Origin of the sequence: Promicromonospora sp. AC04 (genome assembly GCF_003058225.1) — a bacterium.
Taxonomy (GTDB): Bacteria; Actinomycetota; Actinomycetes; order Actinomycetales; family Cellulomonadaceae; genus Promicromonospora.
This window is the reverse complement of record NZ_QBUG01000008.1, coordinates 172379-195364: the sequence shown is the minus strand read 5'-3', so window position 1 is coordinate 195364 and position 22986 is coordinate 172379. Positions and strand designations below refer to the sequence as shown.

General features: G+C 71.2%; 26 protein-coding genes. 14 read left to right on the top strand and 12 right to left on the bottom strand.

From position 1 onward, the window contains the following. The first annotated feature begins 33 nt into the window (after positions 1-33). Positions 34-918: a hypothetical protein gene (locus tag C8K30_RS20930; protein WP_108494836.1), complete on the top strand. Its 885-nt coding sequence runs from the start codon at positions 34-36 to the stop codon at positions 916-918. Between the two features lie 37 nt (positions 919-955). Here C8K30_RS20930 and C8K30_RS31345 read toward each other — a convergent pair whose 3' ends face one another. Next, on the bottom strand, positions 956-2134 hold the full coding sequence (locus C8K30_RS31345) for an NUDIX domain-containing protein (RefSeq protein ID WP_233257325.1): 1179 nt from the start codon (positions 2132-2134) through the stop codon (positions 956-958). A 317-nt stretch (positions 2135-2451) separates the two neighbouring features. Between C8K30_RS31345 and C8K30_RS20920 the strand changes: the two genes are divergently transcribed. From C8K30_RS20920 to C8K30_RS20875, 9 genes are all read left to right on the top strand, one after another. Continuing rightward, positions 2452-2745: a DUF1330 domain-containing protein gene (locus C8K30_RS20920; protein ID WP_108494835.1), complete on the top strand. Its 294-nt coding sequence runs from the start codon at positions 2452-2454 to the stop codon at positions 2743-2745. A gap of 113 nt (positions 2746-2858) precedes the next feature. Next, positions 2859-3788 (top strand): cold-shock protein, encoded by a 930-nt coding sequence (locus tag C8K30_RS20915; RefSeq protein ID WP_108494834.1) that lies wholly within the window; start codon positions 2859-2861, stop codon positions 3786-3788. Between the two features lie 226 nt (positions 3789-4014). Beyond that, positions 4015-4647, top strand: coding sequence for a hypothetical protein (locus tag C8K30_RS20910; RefSeq protein WP_146197545.1), 633 nt, complete (start codon positions 4015-4017; stop codon positions 4645-4647). A gap of 372 nt (positions 4648-5019) precedes the next feature. Then, entirely contained in the window at positions 5020-5235 is a 216-nt protein-coding gene (locus C8K30_RS20905; RefSeq protein ID WP_108494832.1) for a hypothetical protein, read from the top strand. Next, on the top strand, positions 5222-5731 hold the full coding sequence (locus C8K30_RS20900) for a DUF6879 family protein (RefSeq protein WP_108494831.1): 510 nt from the start codon (positions 5222-5224) through the stop codon (positions 5729-5731). Before C8K30_RS20905 ends, C8K30_RS20900 begins: the two co-directional genes overlap by 14 nt. After that, positions 5713-6561, top strand: coding sequence for a helix-turn-helix domain-containing protein (locus tag C8K30_RS20895; protein WP_369940744.1), 849 nt, complete (start codon positions 5713-5715; stop codon positions 6559-6561). Before C8K30_RS20900 ends, C8K30_RS20895 begins: the two co-directional genes overlap by 19 nt. Positions 6562-6625: 64 nt before the next feature. After that, positions 6626-7888 (top strand): HAD family hydrolase, encoded by a 1263-nt coding sequence (locus C8K30_RS20890; protein ID WP_158281080.1) that lies wholly within the window; start codon positions 6626-6628, stop codon positions 7886-7888. A gap of 178 nt (positions 7889-8066) precedes the next feature. Continuing rightward, positions 8067-9344 (top strand): carboxylate--amine ligase, encoded by a 1278-nt coding sequence (locus C8K30_RS20880; protein ID WP_199230611.1) that lies wholly within the window; start codon positions 8067-8069, stop codon positions 9342-9344. Then, positions 9337-10212, top strand: a complete 876-nt coding sequence (locus tag C8K30_RS20875; protein ID WP_369940660.1) for an aspartate/glutamate racemase family protein — start codon at positions 9337-9339, stop codon at positions 10210-10212. Before C8K30_RS20880 ends, C8K30_RS20875 begins: the two co-directional genes overlap by 8 nt. A 28-nt stretch (positions 10213-10240) precedes the next feature. Here the strand turns inward: C8K30_RS20875 and C8K30_RS20870 are convergent, their stop codons facing one another. Further along, positions 10241-10681 (bottom strand): SRPBCC family protein, encoded by a 441-nt coding sequence (locus C8K30_RS20870; RefSeq protein WP_108494828.1) that lies wholly within the window; start codon positions 10679-10681, stop codon positions 10241-10243. Positions 10682-10905: 224 nt separating this feature from the next. Here C8K30_RS20870 and C8K30_RS20865 point away from each other — a divergent pair, with 224 nt between their 5' ends. Continuing rightward, positions 10906-11586, top strand: a complete 681-nt coding sequence (locus tag C8K30_RS20865; protein WP_199230610.1) for a metalloregulator ArsR/SmtB family transcription factor — start codon at positions 10906-10908, stop codon at positions 11584-11586. A gap of 80 nt (positions 11587-11666) precedes the next feature. After that, positions 11667-12860: an MFS transporter gene (locus C8K30_RS20860; RefSeq protein ID WP_233257323.1), complete on the top strand. Its 1194-nt coding sequence runs from the start codon at positions 11667-11669 to the stop codon at positions 12858-12860. Between the two features lie 73 nt (positions 12861-12933). Here C8K30_RS20860 and C8K30_RS20855 read toward each other — a convergent pair whose 3' ends face one another. Further along, on the bottom strand, positions 12934-13578 hold the full coding sequence (locus C8K30_RS20855; protein ID WP_158281079.1) for a TetR/AcrR family transcriptional regulator: 645 nt from the start codon (positions 13576-13578) through the stop codon (positions 12934-12936). Between the two features lie 103 nt (positions 13579-13681). Between C8K30_RS20855 and C8K30_RS30760 the strand changes: the two genes are divergently transcribed. Both C8K30_RS30760 and C8K30_RS20850 read left to right on the top strand, forming a co-directional pair. Continuing rightward, the gene (locus tag C8K30_RS30760; RefSeq protein ID WP_158281078.1) at positions 13682-13849 is read left to right on the top strand and encodes a hypothetical protein; all 168 of its coding nucleotides are present in this window, start codon (positions 13682-13684) and stop codon (positions 13847-13849) included. Next, positions 13849-14367 carry a DUF2269 domain-containing protein gene (locus tag C8K30_RS20850; protein WP_199230609.1) on the top strand — a complete coding sequence of 173 codons (519 nt, stop codon included), beginning with the start codon at positions 13849-13851 and terminating at the stop codon, positions 14365-14367. Before C8K30_RS30760 ends, C8K30_RS20850 begins: the two co-directional genes overlap by 1 nt. Positions 14368-14631: 264 nt before the next feature. On the opposite strand, the gene C8K30_RS20845 is transcribed toward C8K30_RS20850, so the two are convergent. The 9 genes from C8K30_RS20845 to C8K30_RS20805 form a co-directional block, all read right to left on the bottom strand. Further along, positions 14632-15924, bottom strand: a complete 1293-nt coding sequence (locus C8K30_RS20845; RefSeq protein ID WP_108494825.1) for a glycosyltransferase — start codon at positions 15922-15924, stop codon at positions 14632-14634. Positions 15925-16092: 168 nt separating this feature from the next. Continuing rightward, on the bottom strand, positions 16093-16884 hold the full coding sequence (locus C8K30_RS20840; RefSeq protein WP_108494824.1) for an ABC transporter permease: 792 nt from the start codon (positions 16882-16884) through the stop codon (positions 16093-16095). Next, the gene (locus tag C8K30_RS20835) at positions 16881-17618 is read right to left on the bottom strand and encodes an ABC transporter ATP-binding protein (RefSeq protein ID WP_108494823.1); all 738 of its coding nucleotides are present in this window, start codon (positions 17616-17618) and stop codon (positions 16881-16883) included. The genes C8K30_RS20840 and C8K30_RS20835 overlap by 4 nt, the downstream gene beginning before the upstream one ends. Continuing rightward, complete coding sequence (locus C8K30_RS20830; protein WP_199230608.1) at positions 17615-18181, bottom strand: TetR/AcrR family transcriptional regulator; 567 nt, start codon at positions 18179-18181, stop codon at positions 17615-17617. The genes C8K30_RS20835 and C8K30_RS20830 overlap by 4 nt, the downstream gene beginning before the upstream one ends. Before the next feature lie 129 nt (positions 18182-18310). Next, entirely contained in the window at positions 18311-19240 is a 930-nt protein-coding gene (locus tag C8K30_RS20825; RefSeq protein ID WP_108494822.1) for a DNA-3-methyladenine glycosylase, read from the bottom strand. Between the two features lie 98 nt (positions 19241-19338). After that, complete coding sequence (locus C8K30_RS20820; RefSeq protein ID WP_233257322.1) at positions 19339-20064, bottom strand: triacylglycerol lipase; 726 nt, start codon at positions 20062-20064, stop codon at positions 19339-19341. Further along, on the bottom strand, positions 20064-21467 hold the full coding sequence (gene chrA, locus C8K30_RS20815; RefSeq protein WP_108494821.1) for a chromate efflux transporter: 1404 nt from the start codon (positions 21465-21467) through the stop codon (positions 20064-20066). Before chrA ends, C8K30_RS20820 begins: the two co-directional genes overlap by 1 nt. An 80-nt stretch (positions 21468-21547) precedes the next feature. Beyond that, positions 21548-21979, bottom strand: a complete 432-nt coding sequence (locus tag C8K30_RS20810; protein WP_108494820.1) for a chromate resistance protein ChrB domain-containing protein — start codon at positions 21977-21979, stop codon at positions 21548-21550. Next, positions 21976-22551 carry a Chromate resistance protein ChrB gene (locus C8K30_RS20805; RefSeq protein WP_199230607.1) on the bottom strand — a complete coding sequence of 192 codons (576 nt, stop codon included), beginning with the start codon at positions 22549-22551 and terminating at the stop codon, positions 21976-21978. Before C8K30_RS20805 ends, C8K30_RS20810 begins: the two co-directional genes overlap by 4 nt. Positions 22552-22986 lie beyond the last annotated feature (435 nt).

Sequence of the window (22986 nt, the reverse complement as noted above, 5' to 3'; positions counted from 1 at the left end):
CGACGGCGGCGCCCACCCGCCTACCGTGGCGGCATGCAGACAACGCCGGACGACGGCCTCGCCCACTGGCTCGACCACATCGGCCCGATGCTCGAAGGGCTGCAGGACCTCGTCGTCGGATCCGGCACGACGCTCGACCACTCCGTCGTCTCCCTGCACGACCTCGAACGCCTCCTGCTCGCCGAGACGCTGGACGCCGCGCCCCGCGAGGGTCTCGTCGAGGCGCTCGGCGGGTACCTCGGGGAGGCGCTGCTGACCGTCGGCGGCGGGGCTTGGTCGTGGGACGAGGGCTCCGGCCTGCCCGTCGCCGTCCTCGACGCCGGCGGGACGGTCGAGCCGATGCCTCTCGTCCTCGACGCCGTCACCCGCCGCACCGGCACCGTATGGGCGACCGAGCACGAACGTGTCATGGCGGAGGCGGCCGGGCGCCGTGCCGACGACGACGGCTGGGAACCTCGTCGCGCCGACCTTCCCGCGCTGCCGACCCGCGCGGAGGACGACCCGCGCGACCCCTGGCTCACCCGCTGGCTCACGACGCGCCGGGAACAGTTCGATGCTTGGTCCGCGGACACCGGGCGGGCCCGGGAGCTCGACTTCAGCCCGGCGTCGCTGGTTCCGCTCGCGCAGGTGGTCCGGCTGCGGATCCCGTCCGCGGAGGCCCTGGACGCGCGGATCGAGGAAGACCTCGTGCAGGGCGCGATCTGGTACCTGGGCGAGGTCGCACGGATCCACCGCGACGCGCGCTGGCGCTATACACCCGACCCGGACGGCACGAGCGAGAACCCCTCGGTGGGCAGGCCTTGGGTCGCGCAGGACGACGACGGCGGGGGGTCCGCGATCCCCGCGCTGGAGCTCTGGGTCGCGGTCGAGGCCGACACCGACGAGGTTCTCCTGGAACGGTTCGCGGAGTTCGACTGAAAGGCCCACGCCGAGATAGGGACCAGCGACCTTGCCCTCAGGAAATCCCGGCCTCGGCGAGCAGCGCGCCACGGTTGGTCCGGATGAACGCCTTCAGGGCGGCAGGAACCAGATCAACCCCGGCAAGCGCGCCGTCGTCGCGCAGGTCCACGTACTCGACGTCGTAGGTCCCCCGCATCGGCTCCTGGAACTCCGGACCCGACCGCAACGCCAGGTCCAGCGACATCACCCGCGCCAGAAAGTAGTGCTGCACCGCGATCCCGGCGTCCTTGGGCTGGGACGTCAGGAACACCTGCCGGACGACCTTCGCCGTCGCGCCGAGCTCCTCGAACAGCTCCCGGTGCAGCCCGTCCTCGACCGAGCCGTCCTCGGGCTCGACGCCACCACCGGGCGTCACCCAGTACGGCCCACGCCCCGGAACCGTCCGCTTGATCACCACGAGGCGGCCGTCGTCGTCGAGCAGGATCGCCCGGGCCGCGCGCCGCACCACCACGGGTGGCGTGGTCGAGGCCGCGGGAATCTCGTCGACGACGGGCGCCTGGCGCAGGTACCCCTCGAACAGCGGCCCGCCAGCGGCGTTCAGCGTCGCCCGCGCGACGTCGACCATCGCCTGGTCGTCGTGCCGGGCGGCCACCCAGCGGGCGGCGTACCCGAGGTCCCAGGCGCGCAGCTCGCGCAGCAGCCACTTGCCGCCGCCGTCCCACCGCCCGGCCGCCGCCAGAGCAAGGTGCCCGACCCGCTCCCACAGCACCGACCGCACGACGTCCGCCTCGCCGCCGTCGCGCGCGTACGCGAGGTCGTCCAGGAGGTCGGTCACGCCATACCGGGCGTCCTCCAGCGCGGTGTCCGGCGCCGGCCCCGGACCCGCTTCCAGCAGCGCGTGGCACTCCGCCTTCAGCCCGACGACGTCGGACTCCCCCGCCACCGGCACGCCCGTGGCGATCATCCGCACCAGCGTCGGCTTCCTCCGCGCAGTCTCCTTCGCGATGAACCAGCGATGCCCCGCCTCGGTGTTCACGACCAGCTCCACCGGCCAGCCCCGCCAGCGCACCGAGTCACGATGCCCGACGGCGTCGTCGGGAACGCAGACCACTATGTCCAGGTCCGACCCTGCCGTCCGCGATCCTGGATCGAGCACGCTGCCGGCCAGCAGGGCCCATCGAGCGTCGGGATAACGGTCGGCGACCAGGGCTGCGGCATCGGCGATGGGGTCCACGGCAGCCATCATCTGGCACACGGGCAAACAGACCTATTCGTTATCGTGAATTCGCGTCTCACACAGGCCCGGCCCGGTCCGGAGCGTTGAGCCCGCGAGTCACCCGCCCGCCGCGGATCCGGTCCCGACGGACCCTGTCGAACGACGGGTCAGCACACTGCCGGCCAACAGCGCCCACCGAGCGTAGGGATAACGGGGGTCTTCGAACTTGATCGCGCCCGGTGGGCACGGTCCGCTGTCAGGGTCTTGACGGGTGCAGAACGCCCGTGACGCTCTGTGATTGGATCTGAGCGTCAGTTCCGAACACCGGAGGTACCGTGGTCAAGGGCTATTGGGTCAGCGTCTACCGCACCATTGCGGACCCCGAGAAGCTGGCTGCCTACAACAAGCTGGCTGCTCCAGCCGTCAAGGCCGGGGGCGGGCGGCTGCTCGCTCGTGACGGCCGGGTCGTCGCACACGACGCCGGAATCGCCGAGCGCACCATCCTGATCGAGTTCGACAGCTTCGAACAGGCGGTCGCCGCACGCGCGAGTGCGGCCTACCAGGAGGCGCTGGCAGCACTTGCTGACGGCGTCGAGCGCGACTTCCGCATCATCGAAGGCCTCGACTGACGATCGAGGCTGGGGTCGCGGAGCCCGAGGGCGACCGCGGCGAGCGTGACCCGCCGGGGGTTCCGTCAGGGACACTGGACGACAGCAATGTCTGCCGAGATGAGGAGTCTTAGGTGCCCCAGGGAACTGTCCGATGGTTCGACGCCGACCGAGGGTTCGGCTTCATCGACCTCGGAAACGAGGCCGAGGACCTGTTCGTGCACGCGTCCGAGATCGTCGGCGACGACGGACCGAAGCTGCTCCGCGAGGGGCAGGCCGTCGAGTTCGAGGTGGGCGAGGGTGAGCGTGGCCCGCAGGCGCGCCGCGTCCGTGTCACGGGCGACCGGGCGGCCGACGCGCCCGTGGGTGTGCTCGGCACCGTCGCCTGGTACGAGCCGGCCAAGGGATACGGCTTCGTCACGCCCGACGACGGTCGCGTCGAGATCTTCGTGCACAGCTCGGCCATCGTCGGGGGCGGTGTGATCTTGGAGGGGCAGCGGGTGGCGTTCCTCGTCGTCGACGGGGAGAAAGGGCCGCAGGCGGACCACCTGCTACCGCTCGGGGCGGAGGCTGCGCAGTCGGCAGCCGACGGCGCAGACGGCACGATGTCCTGGTACGACGACACCAAGGGCTTCGGGTTCGTCGCTCCCGACTCGGGTGGCGAGGACGTCTTCGTCCACGTCAGTGCGCTCGGCTCGGGGTTGACCGAGCTCTCCGAGGGTGCACGCGTGACGTATGACGTCGTCGACGGCGACAAGGGGCCGAACGCCCGCAACGTGCAGCTCGTGCGCGGCGCCGGGAGTGTGCGCGCGACCACGGACCGAGGTCGGTCGAGCCGTCCCGCGGCATCGGGCGGTCCTGTGCGCGGAGGCGAGGGCACCGTCGCGCGCTACGACGCGGAGCGCGGTTTCGGCTTCATCACCCCCGACGCCGGGGGCGCGGACCTGTTCGTGCACGTGTCGGTCGTAAAGGGCACCGAGGTCCTGGAGGAGGGTGATCGGGTTCGATTCAAGGTGCGTCAGAGTGACCGGGGGCCGCAGGCCGACAGTGTCGAACTGGTGTGAGCTGTGATGTCCAACAGCACCAGGAACCCTGGAACACCGCGCACCGCTGAAGTTTCACCATTCATCGAGGTGTGGAACTGTCCGACAGTCCGCAGCGCAGGTATGGCGTCTCAGTTCCGGCAGCGAATCACGGCAGATCTTGGACACAACGGTCGATAGGGTCTGGCCCGTGCAACATGTGTGGCGGGCTCCGCGCCCGGGACGGTTCCTGGCGCTGGCCTGGGTCATGGCGAAGCCGGGCATCCTGAAGATGGAGGGCGATCTGAGGGCCGCTCTCCACCAGTTCGTGTTCATCGTCGACCCGAGGCAAGACCTGCTCGTCGTCGAGCGGATCAGGATCCAGTTCAACGAGATCGAGCGGACGGCTCGGGTCAGATTTCGGCGGTCCCGCCTTGCGAATGCGCTCGTGGGTGCGTCGCCGGTTGTGTTCCTCTTGGCGGCAATCGCGGTCAGCGAGTTCGCTGGCGGGAACACTGATGACGGCATGACTCCGGCGTTGGGCGTTACCTTGGCCTACTTGGTTCCCACTGTGGCGTTCGCGGCCTACTGCGACCGAAGGACGCGACAGTCTGTCCAGCTGATCGAGGAGTTCGCCGCTCCGGAGGTCCTTCGCAGCCGACTGCTCGGGGAGGACCGCCTCGCTCTGCGTCAGATCGCGCAAGCCGAGAAGCGGTCGGCCGGCGAGCAGCGACAGCTTCTCGATATCCTGTGGCGGATCGCAGAGGCTGAACGGGTGCGTACGGACTATCTTGAGTCAGTCGTGGAATTCGACGACGAAGAGTTCGCACCGATTCTCCAACGGGTCGAGTCCGCTGAAGCGGACCTGCAGGCTTGGTCGACGGCGGCATCCCCTCTCTGATTAGCAGCGGCGCACTCGCAGTCCCGGCATCTGCTGAAGGAACACGTTCGATAGCAACGAGCATCGTCGCGCACGAATCGGGAGTTGCCGACCCACCTGACCGATCAGTCGAGCGATCAGGGCCTTCTGCGAGAAACCGAGCCGCCGCGGCCGGATGAAGAAGGCCCGGGCGTATGACATAGCTCTGGCGCATGCAATGCCGTTCGCTGATTGGTGGGCAGAGCGCCTGGAACGATCCATGCGAGCGGTTTCGTACCCGTTAACCCATCGCGCCACAGGTTTCCTGTTCTGGAAAGCCGGAGACCTTGACCTTGCGGTCCGCGGGTCTGGAGCATTGAATGCGGCACAGATTGCCAACAAGAGGGGGAGCCCATGAGCGCACCGCTGCGGTGGCTGTCGGGAGATTCGGACTGCAAGAACGGCCAGTGCCCGACCCTGTGGGGCACTGATGGCGACAAGGATTACGTGGTGCAGGGTTACGTGATCACGGATCGTGAGCGGCTGGCGCAGCTCGATCTTCCCGAGGGCGAGACGGCTGTCGTTGTCCCGGCTGCGGTGCTCGAGGAGTACTTCCGTGCTCAAGGGTGAGGAGTTCGGCCGCCTCTTCGAGACCTTCGAGCGGACCGCGTTCAGGCTGGAGACGTTGGCCGTGTACGACGTGGAGGATGAGCAGGAGGAGATCGAACGGTTCCTCGCGGGCGAGGACATGGGTTCCGAGTGGGACGACAACCCATGGGTCCGCTCGATGACCGACATGGGAAAGACCGTGTCCCGCGTCCATGTCCTGCACTCCCCTCTGACGGATTACCTGCGCTACGAGCTGTCTGCCTATCCCGGAAACATCAAGGCCGGGGAGAGCATCGGGATCATCGATCTGGCCGACCAACGGGTGACGGGCCTGCCCGATCACGACTTCTGGCTCTTCGACGATCGCGACGTGTACCGCATGCACTACACACCCGTGGGCAAGTTCGTCGGCGCTGAACTTCTGCCTGACGACCAGCTCTCCGAGTACCGGGGCTACCAAGAGGCAGCGCTGGCCCACGCCGTACCGTTCGACTCTTACTGGGAGCGACACCACTGACCACGGACTCCATCGGAAGAGCTCTGCGGGCACTACGCGAAACATCGGGACTGACCGGTGACGTCGTGGCCCGCAGGGCTTCCATGTCCGCAGGCAAGCTCTCCAAGATCGAGAACGGCCGGACGCTACCGAACGTGCAGGACGTCGACCTCGTCCTGTCCGCGCTCGGCGTCTCAGCGGAGGTGAAGGATCAGTTCCTGGCCACCGCCCGGGCAGAGGTCACCGAGGCCACCGCGTGGCGACTGTTGCGCCGGATGGGCCCGTGGAAGCACCAGAACGCCATCAAAGCCATCGAGGCGAACACGACCCTGCTCAGGCTGTTCCAGGGACAGCTCGTCCCCGGGCTACTTCAGACGCCGGAGTACGCCACAGCGGTGTTCTCCCTGCCTCCCGCGCTGCCGGAGGAGACCCGGGCTCGGACGGTGGCGGCCAGGATGGAGCGCCAGGCCACGCTCTACGAGCCTGGCCGCTCGTTCCACTTCGTGATCTGTGAGCACGTCCTGCGGTGGCTGGTCTGCGAGCCGGCCGTCATGGCCGTTCAGCTCGACCGGCTGGTCTCCCTGTCTCGGCTGCCCGACGTGACCATCGGTGTCGTGCCCCTTGCGGGTCGGATGCCGGACTTCCCGATGACCTGCTTCAGCATGCACGACGACCGGCTCGTGCTCGTCGAGACGTTTCACTCCCAGGTCACGACGCGGGACCCCAAGGACGTGCAGACCTACGTCGACACCTTCGAACGATTCGCCGCAGTGGCGCTCTATGGCGACCACATGCGAGCCCTGGTCGAAAGCATCCGGGATGGGTTCTTGCCTCAACAGGAAAGGATCTAGGCCGGGCCGGAAAACAGCCTCAGGATCATTCCCAAAGCTAGCAACAACGGGAAGGTCCGGCAGCATGGAAACAGCACCGGCAAACACCATAATTGCGCCTACGACGCACATGATTGCGCTCGACATAGACGGCACTCTGGTCGACCGGGACAACAAGATCCCTACCGAGACAGTGCAGGCATTGGAGCTGGTGCGCGCGAGTGGCCACCAGGTGGTACTGGCGACCGGTAGGTCGCTGGTAGGCCTGGTCTCCATCGCTCGGAGGCTGGGGCTGACCCAGGGCTGGGCAGTCTGCTCCAACGGTGCGTTGACGGTACGTCTGGACCCCGCGGCGCCGTCGGGATACGAAGTGGTCGAGGCTCGCACGTTCGATGCGGGGCCAGTGATCCGCCAGGCGAGCAAGCTGTCGCCGGGGGTACACGTCGCGATCGAGGAGATCGGCTGGGGCTGGCGCGTGAACCGACAGTTCGCCCCCGGACTGCTGAACGGCCCGCAAAAACAGACCCCGCGCGAGGAACTGGTCGTCGGACAGGTCTCTCGCGTCGCGCTCCACGCCGACAGGCTCACCGACCACACCGAGCTCCTGCGTGGCTCCGGTGCGACTGTGACACCGGCGGGCCGCGACTGGGTCGACGCCACAGCATCTGACACGAGCAAGGCGATCGCACTGGAGCGAGTCCGGGGGCTGCTCGGCATCGCACCCGAGCACACGGTTGCGGTCGGCGACGGCGTCAACGACATCCCGATGCTGGCCTGGGCGGCGCGCGGTGTGGCGATGGGGCAAGCGTCCGGCGCCGTGCGCGAGGCAGCCAAAGAGATCACCGGACCCATCGCCGCCAACGGGGCCGTCCCGGTGCTTCTCTCGCTCGTTCCGGTCCAGGCACGCCGACCGGGATTGTCGCCGTTGGGGGCACAACTCGCAGCTGCCGTGCACACCGCCGTGGCGAGTGCGCCGGGTCCAGTGGTGGTGCGGGTCTGGCACGGTTCGAGCCCAGACCTTGCCGGCTGTGAGGTCCACTCGCTCCACGCAGGCGAGTGGGTCCGACAAGCGCCTGTCCCTGCTGGCACCGCCTCCACGATGCGCGACGTCGAACGCGCCGCCCGCGAAGCCGGGCTCGCCTACCCTCAAGGTGACGAGGGACGACGGCGCGCTCACTGGCGCACGGCCGCAGCGGAGACTCAATCCGCTCGACCGGCCGAGTTCGAGCTCCCCCTTGCCACCCGCTGCTTCAGCAGCGCCACCGCCTCCTCGCGCGGCAGGTGGACGATGAAGCCGATGCCGGACGAGACGACGCTCGGCGACGAGACGACGGCGGTCTCCACATAGAAAGGGCCGCCACGGTCCAGCTCACCGATGAGGAACGGGAGTCGGTCCGCGACGACCTGGCGCGACTGAAGGACCTGGCGGGCTAACCCAGCGCTGGCCGCTGCGGCCCCCGCCCGAATTTTCCAATTCACCCGCTTCGAGGCACAACCTTCTTCGCCCGCCGTCCGTGTTATGTGGCATGAGGAACATCGCAGCTGTACACCCGGTCATCCTTGGCGGCGACGCCGGCGCCTACAGCCTCGCTCGTGCCTTCCACGAGGGCTACGGCGTCACGTCCACCGTCGTGTCCATCCGCCCGACGCCCAACATCGCGCACTCCAACATCATCCGGAACGTCGTCGAACCGCGCCTCGACGACCCCGACGTCATGGTCGAGCTGATCCGCCGGGTCGCCGCGACGGCCCCGGGCCCGGTCGTCGCGGTCACCTGCGTGGACTGGTACGTGCGGGCGCTCGCGGAGCACCGCGCGCGGCTGGAGGACGTGGCGACCGTCCCCTACCCGTCGGTCGGTCTGCTCGACCGGGTGATGGACAAGCAGCGGTTCTCCGAGCTCTGCCATGAGCTCGGGGTCCCGCACCCGCGCACGGAGGTGCGCGACGGCGGGGCGGAGGTCGGCGCCCTCGACCTGCGCTTTCCGGTGATCGCCAAGCCCGGCGACAACACGGCGTGGCACCAGGTGTCGTTCCACGGCAAGGCGAAGGTGCACCTGGTCCGGGACCGCGGCGAGCTGGCCGCCCTCCTCAAGGCAGCCGGGGACGCGGGCTACCGGCGGCCGATGATCATCCAGGAGTACGTGCCCGGCGACGACTCGCAGATGCGGATCATGACCACCTACTCCGACCTCGACGGCACGGTGCGCATGGCATGGGGCGGTCGCGTGCTGCTCGAGGAGCACACGCCCGGAACCCTGGGGAACCCGGCGGCGATCCTCACCGGGAGGCTCTCGCAGGTCGAGGAGGACGCCCGGCGGCTCGTTGAGCACCTGGGCTGGACGGGGTTCGCGAACTTCGACGTGAAGGTGGACCCGCGTACCGGCGTCGGGCACTTCTTCGAGCTGAACCCGCGCACGGGGCGGTCCAACTACTACCTGACCGCGAGCGGGCTGAACCCCGCCGCCTACTGGATGGCGGACCATCTCACCGGGCACTGGCCGCGCGCCACGGAGCCGCTGGAGGTGCTGTACCGGATCGTCCCGGGCTTCCTCCTGGACAAGTACGTGAACGACAAGTCGGTCCGCGACGCCCTGCGCCGCGCCCGCGTCGTGCACCCGCTGAAGTACCGGGGGGACCGGTCGCCGCGCCGCGACGCCTGGGTACGTCTCGCCGAGCTGAACCAGGTGCGCAAGTTCTCGCAGTACCACCCGCTGCAAGAAGCGGGCGGGGCGCCCGGGCAGTCCGGGGTCGCCGAGTCCGCGGTCGGGGAGCCTCTCCCGTCCTCGGAGCGCGAGGTTGCCTGACGACGGCGTGCCGGGCATGCCTGACGACGGCGCGCCGCGCATGCCTGACGACGGCGCGGCGGGCGCGCCTGACAGCGCCGCGCCCGGCATGCCTGACAGCGGCGCGCCGGACGCCGGAGCCGCTGGAGCGCTCGTCGGCGTGCTGGGCGGAGTCGGGCCGCTCGCGACTGTCCTGTTCATGGAGCGAGTCGTCCGGCTGACGGAAGCGGCACGCGACCAGGACCACGTCGACATGGTGGTGCTCCAGCACGCGACCGTCCCGGACCGGACGGCGTTCGTGCTGGGGCGCTCCCCCGACGACCCTGGGCCGGTGCTCGCTGCCGACGCGCGTCGGCTCGCCGCTCTGGGGACCGACTTCCTCGTGCTGCCGTGCAACACGGCACACGCATTCGCCGGTGCGGTCGGCGCGGCGACGTCGGCCCCCCTGTTGTCGATGGTGGACGTGACGGTGTCCGCGGTGCTGGCGTCCGATACCTGGTCCGGTCGCCTCAGCGGGCCGCGCCCGGAGGCCGTCGGCCTCCTCGCGACGGAGGGAACTATCGCGTCGGGCGTCTACCTGGAGGCCTTCGGCGCGCGCGGCATCAAGACCCTGGTGCCGGACGTCGCCGATCAGGCGACAGTGACGTCCCTGATCTACGACGGCGTGAAGGCGGGCCGCGGCGGTGACCTGAGCGCGCTGGACGGCGTCGTCGCCAACCTACGGAAGCGTGGGGCCGGCGCGATCGTGCTGGGCTGCACCGAGCTGTCGGTCGCGGCGGAGGCGACCTCTCCGGACCTGCTGCCCGACGTCGTGCTCGTGGACTCCCTCGACGAGCTGGCCCGGGCGACGGTGCTCCGCGCGGGACACCGGTTGCGCGCGGAGGGGTAGGGCTCCGTGCGACGCAGGCTGGTGTCGATCAGGGCGACGGCACCCGGCGTCGGATGCGCGTCACGATGGTCCGCGTCGCGAGCTTGTGGAACCGCGAGTCGATCACCAGCAGCCGGTAGATCGCGCCGAGCACGCCCGGGAAGGTCGCGTCGGTGTGCGCCTCCAGACGCGTGCCTGCGCCGTCGGGCACGAGCCGGAAGGTGAGGGTGTAGACCGAGAACCGGTGGACGCCGTCGAGCACGAGCCGGGCCGGCGGGTCCGCCGCCGCGACCCGGAAACCCGGGACCACCGAACCCACCCCGAGCGGGCGCGGGCCCGCGGCACGCGTGTCGCGGCAGCCGATGACTCGCACGTACCAGGACGGCTGCCCGAGCACCTCGACCTGGTCCAGGACTGCGCGCCACACCACCTCGGGCGGGGCGCCGATCGTCGTGGTGCGCACGTCACGGTAGCGCCGCTGGCCAACCATGCTGGGACCCTACCGGCACAGGGTAGGTCGACCTGACGGAAACCGAGACCCGGCTCCTGCCGACGCTCGGTCTGGGACAGGGCCTGGAGGTGCCGGTCGTCGAGGAAGTGGGTAGATGTGCCCCCGGCGTCCTGTGGTCGTGCCGCGCTGAGGGTGCTGGACCCGAACCCTGCGCACAGGCGGACTGCTACGGTATTCCATGGAAGTTTGGAATAGGAGGCAGGATGTCCAAGGCTGATCTGTTCGAGTCGTTCGCCCGGACGGGCAAGGCACTGGCCAGCGGCAAGCGGCTGGAGCTGTTGGAGCTGCTGGCGCAGGGTGAGCGGCCGGTGCAGCAGCTCGCGTCGGTGGCCGGGCTGAACCTGACCACCACCTCGGCGCATCTGCAACTGCTGCGCGATGCCGGCCTGATCGTCTCCCGGCGGGACGGCACCCGGGTGCTGTATCGCCTGGCCGGACCGGACGTGGCCGAGCTGGTCACCGTCATGTTCCGGGTGGCCGAACGGCACCGTCCGGAGGTGGCAGCCGCGGCGACGCGGCTGACGTCGCAGATGCTGCCCGACGGCGTTCGTATCATCGATCGCGCCGAGCTCCTCGAGCGGTCCCACCGTGGTGAAGTGTTCGTGCTGGACGTGCGCCCGAGCGAGGAGTACGCGGCCGGGCATCTGCCCGGCGCCGTCTCGATCCCGTCCGACGAGCTCGCGGGACGGCTCGCGGAGATTCCCGCCGATGTCGAGGTCGCCGCCTACTGCCGCGGCCGGTACTGCGTGCTGTCCTACGACGCCGTGCACCTCCTGGCAGAGCACGGGCATGCCGCCCATCTGGTTGCGGACGGCGTGATCGAGTTCCTCGCCGACGACGTCGCCCTGACGACCACTGGTGCTCAGGCTGGGAGCGCCCCGTGACCGACGCCGCAGCCTCCACGGTTCCAACCACCCCAGGAGCTGGCGGGACTCCGCCTGAGGAGCGCAGGGTTCTCGCTGTCTTGGTTCTGGCTCAGGTCTTCAGCGGCGCCGGGCTCGCGGCCGGGATCACGGTCGGGGCGCTCCTGGCCCAGGACATGCTCGGAACGGCCGGGCTCGCGGGACTGCCCAGCGCCCTGTTCACCATCGGCTCGGCCGGCGCGGCCGTCGTCGTGGGACGGCTCTCGCAGCGGTCCGGCCGCCGGGCCGGCCTAGCCCTGGGCTACGCGGTCGGCGCCGCCGGCGCGCTCGGAGTACTCCTGGCCGCGGTCGCCGACTCCATCCCGCTGCTGTTCATCGCGCTGTTCGTCTACGGGGCGGGCACCGCGACCAATCTCCAGGCCCGCTACGCGGGTGCAGACCTGGCCCCGCCGCACCACAAGGCCCGCGCGGTGTCCACGGTGCTGGTCGCGACCACGCTGGGTGCGGTCGCCGGACCCAACCTGGTCACGGCGACCGGGGCTCTTGCCGCGGCCTGGGGCATCCCGCGCCTGGCCGGTCCGTTCGGCCTGGCCGCCGTCGCCTATGGCGCTGCCGCAGTCGTGCTGGTCCTGCTGCTGCGTCCCGATCCGCTCCTGCTTGCCCGTGAGCTCGGTGCGTCCGAACGGGACAAGCAGGTTACGGACGACTCCGCGGACCGTCCGGTCCCGGCTGCTGCCGACCTGCCGGCGGGAGTCCGGCTCGGCGCGGCGGTCATGGTCGTCACCCAGGCGGTCATGGTGGCGGTCATGACAATGACACCCGTCCACCTGCAGCATCACGGTCACGGGACCGCCGCGATCGGCGTCGTCATCGCCGTGCACGTCGCCGCTATGTATCTGCCCTCACCGCTGTCCGGGTGGCTCGTCGACAAGCACGGACCCCGTGCGGTCAGCGCGCTCGCCGCGCTCACGCTGGTCAGTGCGGGTCTCGTCGCAGGGTTCGCACCGGTCGGCGCGGTCTGGGCGCTGGCTCTCGGGCTGGCCCTGCTCGGACTCGGCTGGAGCCTCGGGCTGGTCGCCGGGACCACGCTCCTGAGTCGCGACCTGCCCTTGCACAGCCGCGCCCGCGTGCAGTGCAACGTCGACGTCCTGGTCGCGATCGCCGGAGCAGGCGGCGGAGCACTGTCCGGCGTCGTCGTCGCCGGCGCCTCCTACACCACACTCGCACTCGGCGGCGGTGCCCTGGCCCTGTGCCTGTTGCCCCTGGTTCTCAGGCGGGCTCGCGGCCCCGCGTGATGCTGCCCCCGCTCCCGTACAGGGTCCCGGTGATACGGAATATGACTGAGCCGCGAACGGTCAGCCAGGCAGATCAGCTCCGATGCGGCGCCCGTCCACGGTGACTGACCATCACTGAGGCCTGGGCGCTGTCCTGGACCTCGGGTGAGCACTCGAGACCGTCCAGAACCACCCGAGTGAGCCGGGCGACCCCGTCGAGGTCCTTCGCGTGGCTGGATACTTCCAGCGCGTGGCGGCAGTAGACGGCAAGCTCGTCCGGGCTGAGGTCCTTGCGCACGAGCCCTTCCGCAGCCGCCTCCGCGATCAGGCCTGCGAAGACGCCGTGCAGACGACGCCCCGCGTCGCCGATCTCGGGGCCTCGATGGACGAGCGTACTGATGTCGGCCGACGAGTGCCTTCCGCGGTGGAAACAGATCGACGCGTAGGCGTGGGCGACGGCCACGAGCCGGGTGCCCGGTGGCTGCGCTTCTCCGCGTAGGCCTTCGAGGGCCTGGAGGTGGTCCTCGACGTGCCGCGCATGGTGCGCCACAAGGATCGACTCGATGTCCGCGAAGTACTTGTAGAGCGTCGCGCGACCGATCCCCGCGGCTCCAGCCACCTGCGACATGGTCAGCGAAAGAGGGCCATGCTCTTCGGCCAGCCGCCAGGCGGCCTCTGTGATGGCATCACGCACTGATCGGCGATGCTCCTCGATCGATTCCTCCCACAGCTTCGGCATCCCAAGATGATACGCCTCGTCGCTGGCACGACACTCTGCCATTATCCAATACACTCTGTCTCGAACGATCAGTTTGGCCTACAGCCGACCCGAGGAGACGACGATGACCCAGAACGCACCGGACCCGACAGCGGACAAGGCTCCACAAGCCCATCCTGGGCTGCCCCGATGGGCCAGGCGGCTGGCGTGGGGTGTTGCCGTCGCCGTGGTGGTGCTCGTGATGGTCATGCTGCTTGTCGGCGGCGAGCACGGCCCTGGGATGCACGGCTGATGCAGATGTCCCCGGCGATGCGGAAGCTGATGCTGACGATCCACGTCACCAGCTCGGTGGGCTGGCTCGGCGCGATCGCCGCGTACATCGCCCTCAACGTCCCCATCTACGTCAGCAACGACGCTGAGACCGTGCGGGCGGCGTACCTGATGATGGAACCCGTCCTCAGGTATGCCCTGATCCCCCTCGCCGCGGCAGCGCTCGTCACCGGCATCGTCCAGGCCCTCGGCACCCCCTGGGGGCTGCTGCGGCACTACTGGGTGACGATCAGCCTGGTCCTGACCACCTTCGCGTTCGCAATCCTGGTGCTCCACCTGCCGACGGTCGAGGCCATGGCCGCCGTCGCGGCGGACCCGACGGCCGACATCGACCAGCTCGGCGGGGACCTCTTCCACGCCGTGGGCGGCCTCGCGGTCCTGCTCATCCCGCTGGCCCTCAACATCTACAAGCCCCGCGGCATGACACGGCACGGCTGGCGCCGCGCGCAGGAACGTCGCACAACCAGACCGCATGCCTGACCCGCAAGGTCAGCAGAACGTCAGTCCAGGAGCGGCCGGGGACACGGGCACGACCGCTCGATCAACCCGCAGCCCACCTGGGTGGCTGCTGCGCGCGGGCCCCGACCGTGGCCCACGCCGGGCGCTGCGCCTGGGCGTGGGCAAGGGGGCTGCTGGGCGGTTACACGTACCTGGCGGTGGATCGCTCTTCGACCCGTCGTTCGGCGAGGCGGCGTTTTCCTTTCCGCTGTTCGTGTCGCAGGCGACGACCGAGCCATGTCGTGCTCATCGACAGGCCTCGACTGCGCGCTCGACGAGGGCGACCGCCCGGTCCAGGCCCCGCTCCCGGGCGACGCGGTCCCCCAGCCCTGCCGCCGCGGCCATCGCCGTCGGGGCGCACGCTTCGGCGATCCGGGCCGCCAGCGCCCGGCCGGTGAGCTTGCGCTGCGACAGGGGTGCCGGTGCGACGCCCCGCGCCTGTGCCACGCGTCCCCAGAAGGGCTGGTCGGCCACGAACGGGCACACGACCTGCGGCCGCCCCGCGGCGAACGCGGCGCCCGTGGTGCCCGCTCCCCCGTGGTGCACGATCGCGGTTATCCGCGGGAAGAGCGTCTGATAGTCGACGTCGCCCAACACGAGCAGCTCGACACCGCGGTCGGCGGCTGCGGCGTTCGCCGTCCCGGCGTCGAGTCCGCCCCAGCCGGTGGCCATCACGAGCCGGTTCCCGGTCAGGGCCGCGGCCTCGACCACCGCCGTCGTGCGCGCCTCGCGGTCCAGGCCGGTCATCGAGCCGAACCCGGCGAACAGCGGAGCAGGCCCGGCGGTAAGGAACTGTTCGACGTCGGCCGGGAGTTGCGGCTGCGCCGGGAGGAGCCAGTAGCCGGTCACCTCAGCGCCGTCCGGCCAGTCCCTGGGCTGGGGCAGCACTGACGGGCTGTGGGCGTGCAGGACCGGAGCCGGACCGCCGTCCGGCCGAACCATCGGGTTATGCCGGCCGCTCCGGGGCGGCAGTCCGAGCGTGTTCCGCCTCCAGCGGTCGATCACCCGGCCGAATATCGACGCGGGCAGCCGCATCCCGCCGAAGGTGGCCCGGTTCAGCCAGCCCGGGAGCCCGAAGGGCAGCGACTGCCCAGGCCACGGGAACTCGCGCGTGGGAACGTACATCGGGAGGGGCAGGCCCAGGACCGCCGGGATCCCGAGCGCCTCGGCAACATGCTGACCGGCCAGGATCTGCCCGTTGTGGACCACCAAGTCCGCCCCCTCGCCCGCGCCGCGGGCCGCGACCTGCCAGGAGTCGGCCAGGACCTGGTCGAACATCGACGGCATCTCGCGGATCTGTCGCAGCCGCATCCGGACGCCGCCCTGGAACGCGTCGCCGGCCTCGGCCGGCGTGTCGAGCTGTCGCATCGGCCCGTCGTCGACCCCGGCGAACGTCACGCCGCTTCCGGTGACGAAGTCGGCGAAGCGGTGCGGCGCGCACACGACCGCCTCGTGGCCGGCCGCGTCCAGTGCCCGCGCCAGTGCGACGAACGGTTGCACGTCCCCGCGGGTGCCCAGGGTCATGATCAGTGCCTTCATCGGAAAGCTCCTTCGCGGTCGACAAATGAACGCCGACCAGGCTTCCCGGCACACCGCCAACCACCCTAGACCCGCGCACCCTGCCCCGTCACCGAGATTCCGGCCCGAGCTCCCGGGCCCGATTCCGGGTCCGCAACGGGGTCCGTACCGGGCTGGAGCGGCGGCGCCCTACACGTTCGTGAGGCGCCGCCAGGCGTGCACGACGGCGCCGATCGCGAGCGGGGAGACCGCCGCGGCGAGCAGCAGGTGGGGCGGGCCGACGACGGCCGCGGCGTCGGGCCCGCCCATGCCCGTCCAGAGCGAGGGCGAGGCGTAGGGGAACCATGTCCCGCCGCCGAGCAGCACCACGATCTGGGTGAGCGCGACGACGCCGACGAGCGCGCCGACGGTGCCGAGCTGGCTGCGCGTCACGGTCGCCACCCAGGCGAACGGCAGGGCCAGGCCGCCGCCGAGGAGCCCGGCGACCAGGGCGGTCCCCACTCCGCCCCAGGCCCTGAACCCAACACCCGAACCAGCGGCGACGGCGGCCGAGGCGGCCATGGTGACGGCGACGGTCAGCACCACGCACGCCCCGATCCAGGCCAGCGTGACCAGGCACTTGGCCAGGGCGATCGTGCCGCGCGGTACGGCGAGCCCGAACAGCGCGCCCGCGGTCCCGCTCTCCAGCTCGCGCCCGAACGACCACGCGACGAAGAACCCGCCGGCGGCCAGCGCCGCGATCGAGAGCACCTGGGCACACACCATCAGGTGCATCGTGGTCAGGTCCCCGGTCGCGTAGTCGGCGAGCTTCGCCGCCGTCGGGCCGCCGGCCTGCGGCGACCGGGCCAGCGCCACCATCCCCACGCTCCCGAGCGGCACCAGCACCACGAGCAGTACGGTCGCGAGGCGCGCGACGACGGAGCGGCGCAGCTTGAGCATCTCGACGGCCAGGGCGGCGCGCAATGCGGCAGCGGGGCTCATACCCGGCCTCGGGTGTCGGCGGCTCGGGTGTCGGCGTCGAGCACCATGGTGAAGAACCGCTGCTCCAGGTCGGTGCCGCCGGGCTCCAGCCGCCCGACGTCGCGCCCGGCGTGCAGCACGACGATCTCGTCCGCGATGCGGGCGACCTCGTCGAGGTGGTGGCTCGAGACGAGGACCGCCGCGCCGTCGTCGGCCATGCCGCGGACCAGCTTGCGCACCAGGACGACCCCTTGCGGGTCGAGGGCGCTGGTCGGCTCGTCGAGGATCAGCGCGGTAGGCCGGTGGAGGGTCGCGCAGCCGATCCCCAGGCGCTGGTGGTTGCCCATCGAGAGCGTCCTGGCCCGCGCGTGCCGCCACGGGTCCAGCCCCATGTGCGCGACAGCCGCGCTCGTTCCCGGCGCGGCGGCCCGCACGGACTGGCCGTGCAAGCGGGCGGCGCACCGGAGGTTCTCGGTGACTGTCAGCTCCGGGTAGACCAGTGGCGTGCCGACCAGGTGGCCGAACCGTGTGGCGACGTCGGCGGGCAGGTCGGCCGGGTCGTGGCCGAGGACTCGGGCCGTGCCCCCGGCGGGGCGCAGGCGACCGGCCAGCGCGCGCAGCGCCGTCGTCTTGCCCGCGCCGTTGAGGCCGATCAGGGCCGTGACCCGGCCGGGTCGGACCGTCAGCGTGAGGTGGTCTAGGGCGACCCGGCCGCCGAAGGCGTGCGAGACGTCGTCGAGCACGAGGGCGGTCATGAGGTGGCTCCTGCCGGGGCGAGCTGTGCCAGGGCGCGGCGGACGAGGTGGGCGAGCGTGACGTCGTCGGGCGCCGAACCCCAGGCCAGGAGGGCCGCGGTGGTGGCGGCGAGACACGCGGAGGCGGCGATGGCGGCGTCGAGCCGGTCGACGCCGTCGGCGACGAGCCGCTCCACGATGGCCTCCTGGGTGGCTTCGGTACCGACGGCCACGGCTGCGCGGAGGGCGGGCGACCGCGCGACGAGGGCCACCCGCCGTCGCGCCGTCGCGTCCTCGGTAGGCGTGATGTCGCCGAGCGCGGCGAGCAGGCCGAGGCGGGTGCGCTCCAGGGGCGGGAGGCCAGCCGGCTGGGCGCCCACGGCCTCGGCGATGAGTGGGTCGTAGGGGTCGGTGACGAGCACCGCGTCCTTGGTGGGGAAGTGCCGGAAGAACGTCATGGGGGTGACGCCCGCGGCGTCGGCGATCTGGTTCACCGTGGTGGCGGCGTAGCCATGCCGCTCGAAGAGGTCGAGCGCTGCGTCCAGGATGCGTGCCCTGGTGCGAAGGGTGCGGGGTGTGACCACGGTCAAATGTTAGTCGATAACATTCTTGATCGGCAAGGCCCTGGGAGCTCACGGTCGACGATCTTGAAATCTGGCAGCGCGGTGCCGAGCGTGATCGACCCGAGCCGCTGACCGTCACCGCAGGAGGTACTAGAACGCGCGGTAGTCCGCGATCGGCAGCTTCGGCCCGCGCCGCGGTGCCCGGGCCCGGCCGCTGAGCGACAGCAGGCGGACCACCCGGTGCCGGTGCGGCGCGTAGGGCGCAAGCAGCCGCAGCATGCCCTCGTCGTCCGTGCGCTCGCCCGTCAGCGCCCAGCCGACGGCGGCCGGCAGGTGGAAGTCGCCCACGGAGACGGCGTCGGCGTCGCCGAACGCCCGCTGCGCCGCCTCGGCCGACGTCCACACTCCCACGCCCTGCACCTTCTCCAGCCGCGCGCGGGCCTCCGCGGGCGCCATCGCGCCCGCCTCCTCCAGCCGCGGCGCCACCAGCGCGCACCGCGTCACGGTGCGGGCACGTCCCGGGTCGACGCCGGCGCGGTGCCAGTCCCACACCGGCACCCGGGTCCACGTGCGCGCGTCGGGCACCACGCGCAGCCCGCCGCGCGGCCCGCCCGGCAGGTCCGACGGCGCCGGGCCGGGCGCCGTCGTGCCGTACCGCAGGACGAGCCACCGCCAGGCCCGGTGCGCCGTGACGGTCTGCACGCGCTGCTCCAGGACGGCGGGCACGAGCGCCTCCATGACCCGGCCGCTGCGGAGCATCCGCATGCCTGCGGCGCGACGGTGGGCGTCGCGCACCTGCTCCGGCGGCTCGAAGCCGGTGACGTCGTCGTCCTCGCCGAGCAGCACCGGCAGCGCCTCGGCGGCCTCGCGGGCGCCGTCGCCCCACAGGTGCACCACCACCTCGTGCGGCCCGGCCGGCACGAACCGCTGCGTCACCGGGCCGGTGCGCAGCAGCGACGTCCGCCAGACGGAGCCGTCGGCGGCACGATGGAACGTGGGGTCCCCAGGCCCGTGCGCGAGCGGCCCGAGCGTCAGGCCGACGTCGAGCTGCCGGGGCGAGGTGTGGCGGACGGTGAGCACACCCCCAGTGGACCACGGTCCGGTGGTTTCTCGGTCCCCCCGGCCGGGCTCAAGCCGCCGGGGCTGGGCTCATGATGGCTTGCTCTACCCGAGGTCGGTCAGGGGACGGCGTGCTCGGCCTCCAGCCTGGCCACCTCGTGCGCCACGGTCTCGACGAGCAGCCGGTGACCGAGCGGCCGGAAGTGGCCCGAGAGGGGCAGCTCGACGTTCCGTGCGCCGGGCAGCCGGCCGGTCTCGGGGATGTGGGGGTCGAACCGGGGATACACAGTGGTGATGCGCTCGTTGACCAGGAGCTCGCCCGCGAGCGCCAGCAGCACCGGGTCGCGTGGGTCGAACGACCGCAGGGCCGGCGAGAGCATGTACCGCGCCCAGCGGGAGCCGGCGAACGGCGTCGCTATCGCGACCATGCCGAGCACGCGATCGTTCGCGCGCGAGAGCATGACGCGCTTGCCGATGAGGCCGCCCTTGCTGTGCGCCACGAGGACGACGCCGGTCAGGCCTGTGCGCTCGAGGTGCGCGACGACGACGTCGGCCGACTCGGGGACGGGCCGGGCGTTGTATCCCAGGCCGGGGACGGCGTGGACGGGGTGGCCCGCGCGGGCGAGCGCGGTGGCCACGGGGCCGAGGAACTCCCACGTCTCGTAGATGCCGGGCAGGAGGACGACGGGCGCCCGGTCTCCGGTGCCGGTTGGCGGGTGCGAGCGGCGGAGGAGACAGCGCAGCTGTCGGTCGGTGGCCCAGGCGTAGTCGGCGGCCCGCACGCCGAGCTGTGCGAGTGCCTCGCCGACCGGCCCGCGTTCCCCGGTCGCTCGATCCCGGCTCATCAGAGCACCCCGGTGAGTCCGAGCGCGAGCCCGACGACGGCGCACACGCCGAGCGTGCGCAGGACCGGCCAGCGCGCCACGAACAGCAGGAGCGCGGCGAGCACCGCGATGCCCAGCGCCGCGGGCTGGAGCGTCGTGAGGTCGGGGACGCTCAGCCGGAGCGGCCCGGCCGCCCAGGTGGTGGAGGACACGAACAGCGTGTGGGTGGTGAAGTACAGGGCCAGGTTGGCGATCACGCCGACGACGGCGGCCGTGATCGCGGTGAGCGCGGCGCCCAGGGCGCGGTTGCCCCGGAGCCGTTCGACGTAGGGCGCGCCGAGGAAGATGAACAGGAACGACGGGACGAACGTGACCCAGGTGGTCAGCAGGGCGCCGAGCAGCGCGCCGGCCCACGGGTCCAGGTCGCCCGGGTTGCGGTAGGCGCCGAGGAACGCGACGAACTGCACGACCATGATCAGCGGGCCGGGCGTGGTCTCGGCCAGGGCCAGGCCGCGGGTCATCTCCCCCGGGGTCACCCAGGCGTAGGTCTCCACGGCGCGCTGTGCGACGTAGGCCAGCACGGCGTAGGCCCCGCCGAACGTCACCAGGGCGCTGCCGGAGAAGAACAGGCCCTGCTGGGTGAACACGCTCCCGGCGCCGGTCAGCAGTGCCACCACGGCGACCGGCAGCAGCCACACGAGGACGCCCAGCACCAGGACCCGCACCGCGCGGCGGCCGGACGGGCGCTCGGTGTGCAGGGCGTTGTCGGGGATGAGGGGCGCGGGGCCGTCGTCCTGCTCCCGGCCGGCGGGGGCGGCGATCCAACCCGGCGCGTACCGGTGCACCAGCCACCCGATCACGCCGGCCCCGAGGACGACAAACGGGAACGGGACCGCGAACAGCGCCAGCGCCACGAACGCGCCCACCGCGAGGACCACCAGGGCGGGGCTGGTCAGGGCCCGCCGCCCGATCCGGACCACGGCCTGGACCACGATGGCCAGCACGGCCGGAGCGAGGCCGGCGAACACCGCCGAGACGACAGTCGTGTCGCCGAACGCGACGTACACCGCGGACAGGACCAGGAGCGTGAGCATCCCGGGCAGGACGAACAGCACGCCGGCGGCCAGGCCACCGCGTAGCCCGTTGAGCAGCCACCCGGTGTAGACGGCGAGCTGCTGCGCCTCCGGCCCGGGCAGCAGCATGCAGTAGTTCAGCGCGTGCAGGAACCGGCCCTGCCCGATCCACCGCTTCTCGTCCACGAGCGTGCGCTGCATGACGGCGATCTGGCCCGCCGGGCCGCCGAACGTCTGCCAGGAGATCGCGAACCACGCGCGGACGGCCGTGCGGAACGGCACCAGGTCCCGCAGCCGCTCGGGCGGCGCGGGTTCGGGCACGGCCGGGGCGTCGTGGTTGTCGGTCGTCATCTCGCTCCAGATGTCGGGGGTCAGGTGCCGGGGATCGAGCCATCGGCCTCGGCGTCAGGCCGGGTCACGGCCCAGCAGGGTCAGGCCGGGTCACGGCCCAGCAGGTACGAGCGGCGGAAGTACTCGTACAGTCCGTCGAACATCGGACCCGAGACCGCCAAGGTTCGTTCGTCGTCACCGATCATGGACAGCCCACGCAGCACGACGTCAAGGCCGGGCGCCTCGGGTGCGTCGTAGCGCTCGTCGTCCAGGTCCGCCTCATGGACGATCTCCCCGATCCGCGCCAGAACCGGGTCGGACAGCTCGTGACGAAGCAGGAACGTCTCGAAGCTGCACCGGTCGCCGTGATGCCCCAGCTCGACGCCGCGCATGTCGAACGGCGTCGCGTCCGACGACACCTCGGCCGGGTCGGACACGAACAGGAACTCCGCATCGGGATCGATGAACCGCCTGATCAGCCAGGCGCAGGCCGCGCGATCGATGTGCACACCCGCACGTGTCGCCCACCTCATCGCGCACCCCGGCCCGCTTCGGCCGACCCCGCCGCCGGCACCCCGGCAACGGGCCCGGCCCGTTCGACACGTTCGGCCTGTTCGGCCTGTTCGGCCTGTTCGGCCCGTTCGGCCCGTTCGGCCCGTTCGGCGAGCAGGCGGAGCGCCGCCTGGGCTCGGTCCCGTTCGGTGGGCGGGAAGAAGTCCCTGCGGTGCACCGCACGGATCGCCCGGCGGAGCTTCATGAGTACCTGGTGCTGCTCGGCGGGCGGCGCGTCGAGCGCGCGCCGTGCGGCCGCCTCCAGCTCGAGATACTCCGCGGCCCGGTCGGCGGCCATCGCGGTAGCCAGCTCGCGCTCCTGGGTCCTGGTCGCCGGCTGCGCCAACCACACGCTCGCCACGCCGCCGCGCTCGACCACGTCGTCGGCCGCCCATTCCAGCTGCTCCCGAGTGCGGGCGTCGGCCGGCAGCACGACCAGGCCGTCCGAGATCTGCGCGACGCCCAGCCGCTTGAGCCTCCGCCACAGCGCCACGCGGGGCGACGACGGCTCCCTCGGTAGCCGATAGCTCAGCATCACCCATTCACCCGTCACGACTGGATGTAACCACGGTTACATTCAAGCGCACAAGACTGCGGGCACGGCACCCCGTCGCTCCCCGTGCGTCGTCCAACACTCCCCGGGGCAACTACTGGTCCACGGAGTGTGTTGCGCTGCGTAGACATCGTCTACGCAGCGCAACACACTCCGCTCGTGCTATCTCTATCCGGCCGCACCACCACCGGACGGTTCCCGAGCCACGCCGGATTCGGCACCCGAAATCAATCCCGAAGCGGACTGCGGCGGCGCTGACCCTGACGCACGATACTGAGCGGGCACGGCGGCGGTCCTGCACGACGGCGGCCTTGCGCCTCATCGGGAGCAGGACATCGGGAGCAGGACATCGGGAGCAGGACATCGGGAGCAGGACATCGGGAGCAGGACGTCGGGAGCGGGACGTCGGGAGCGGGAGCATCGGGAGCGGGAGCA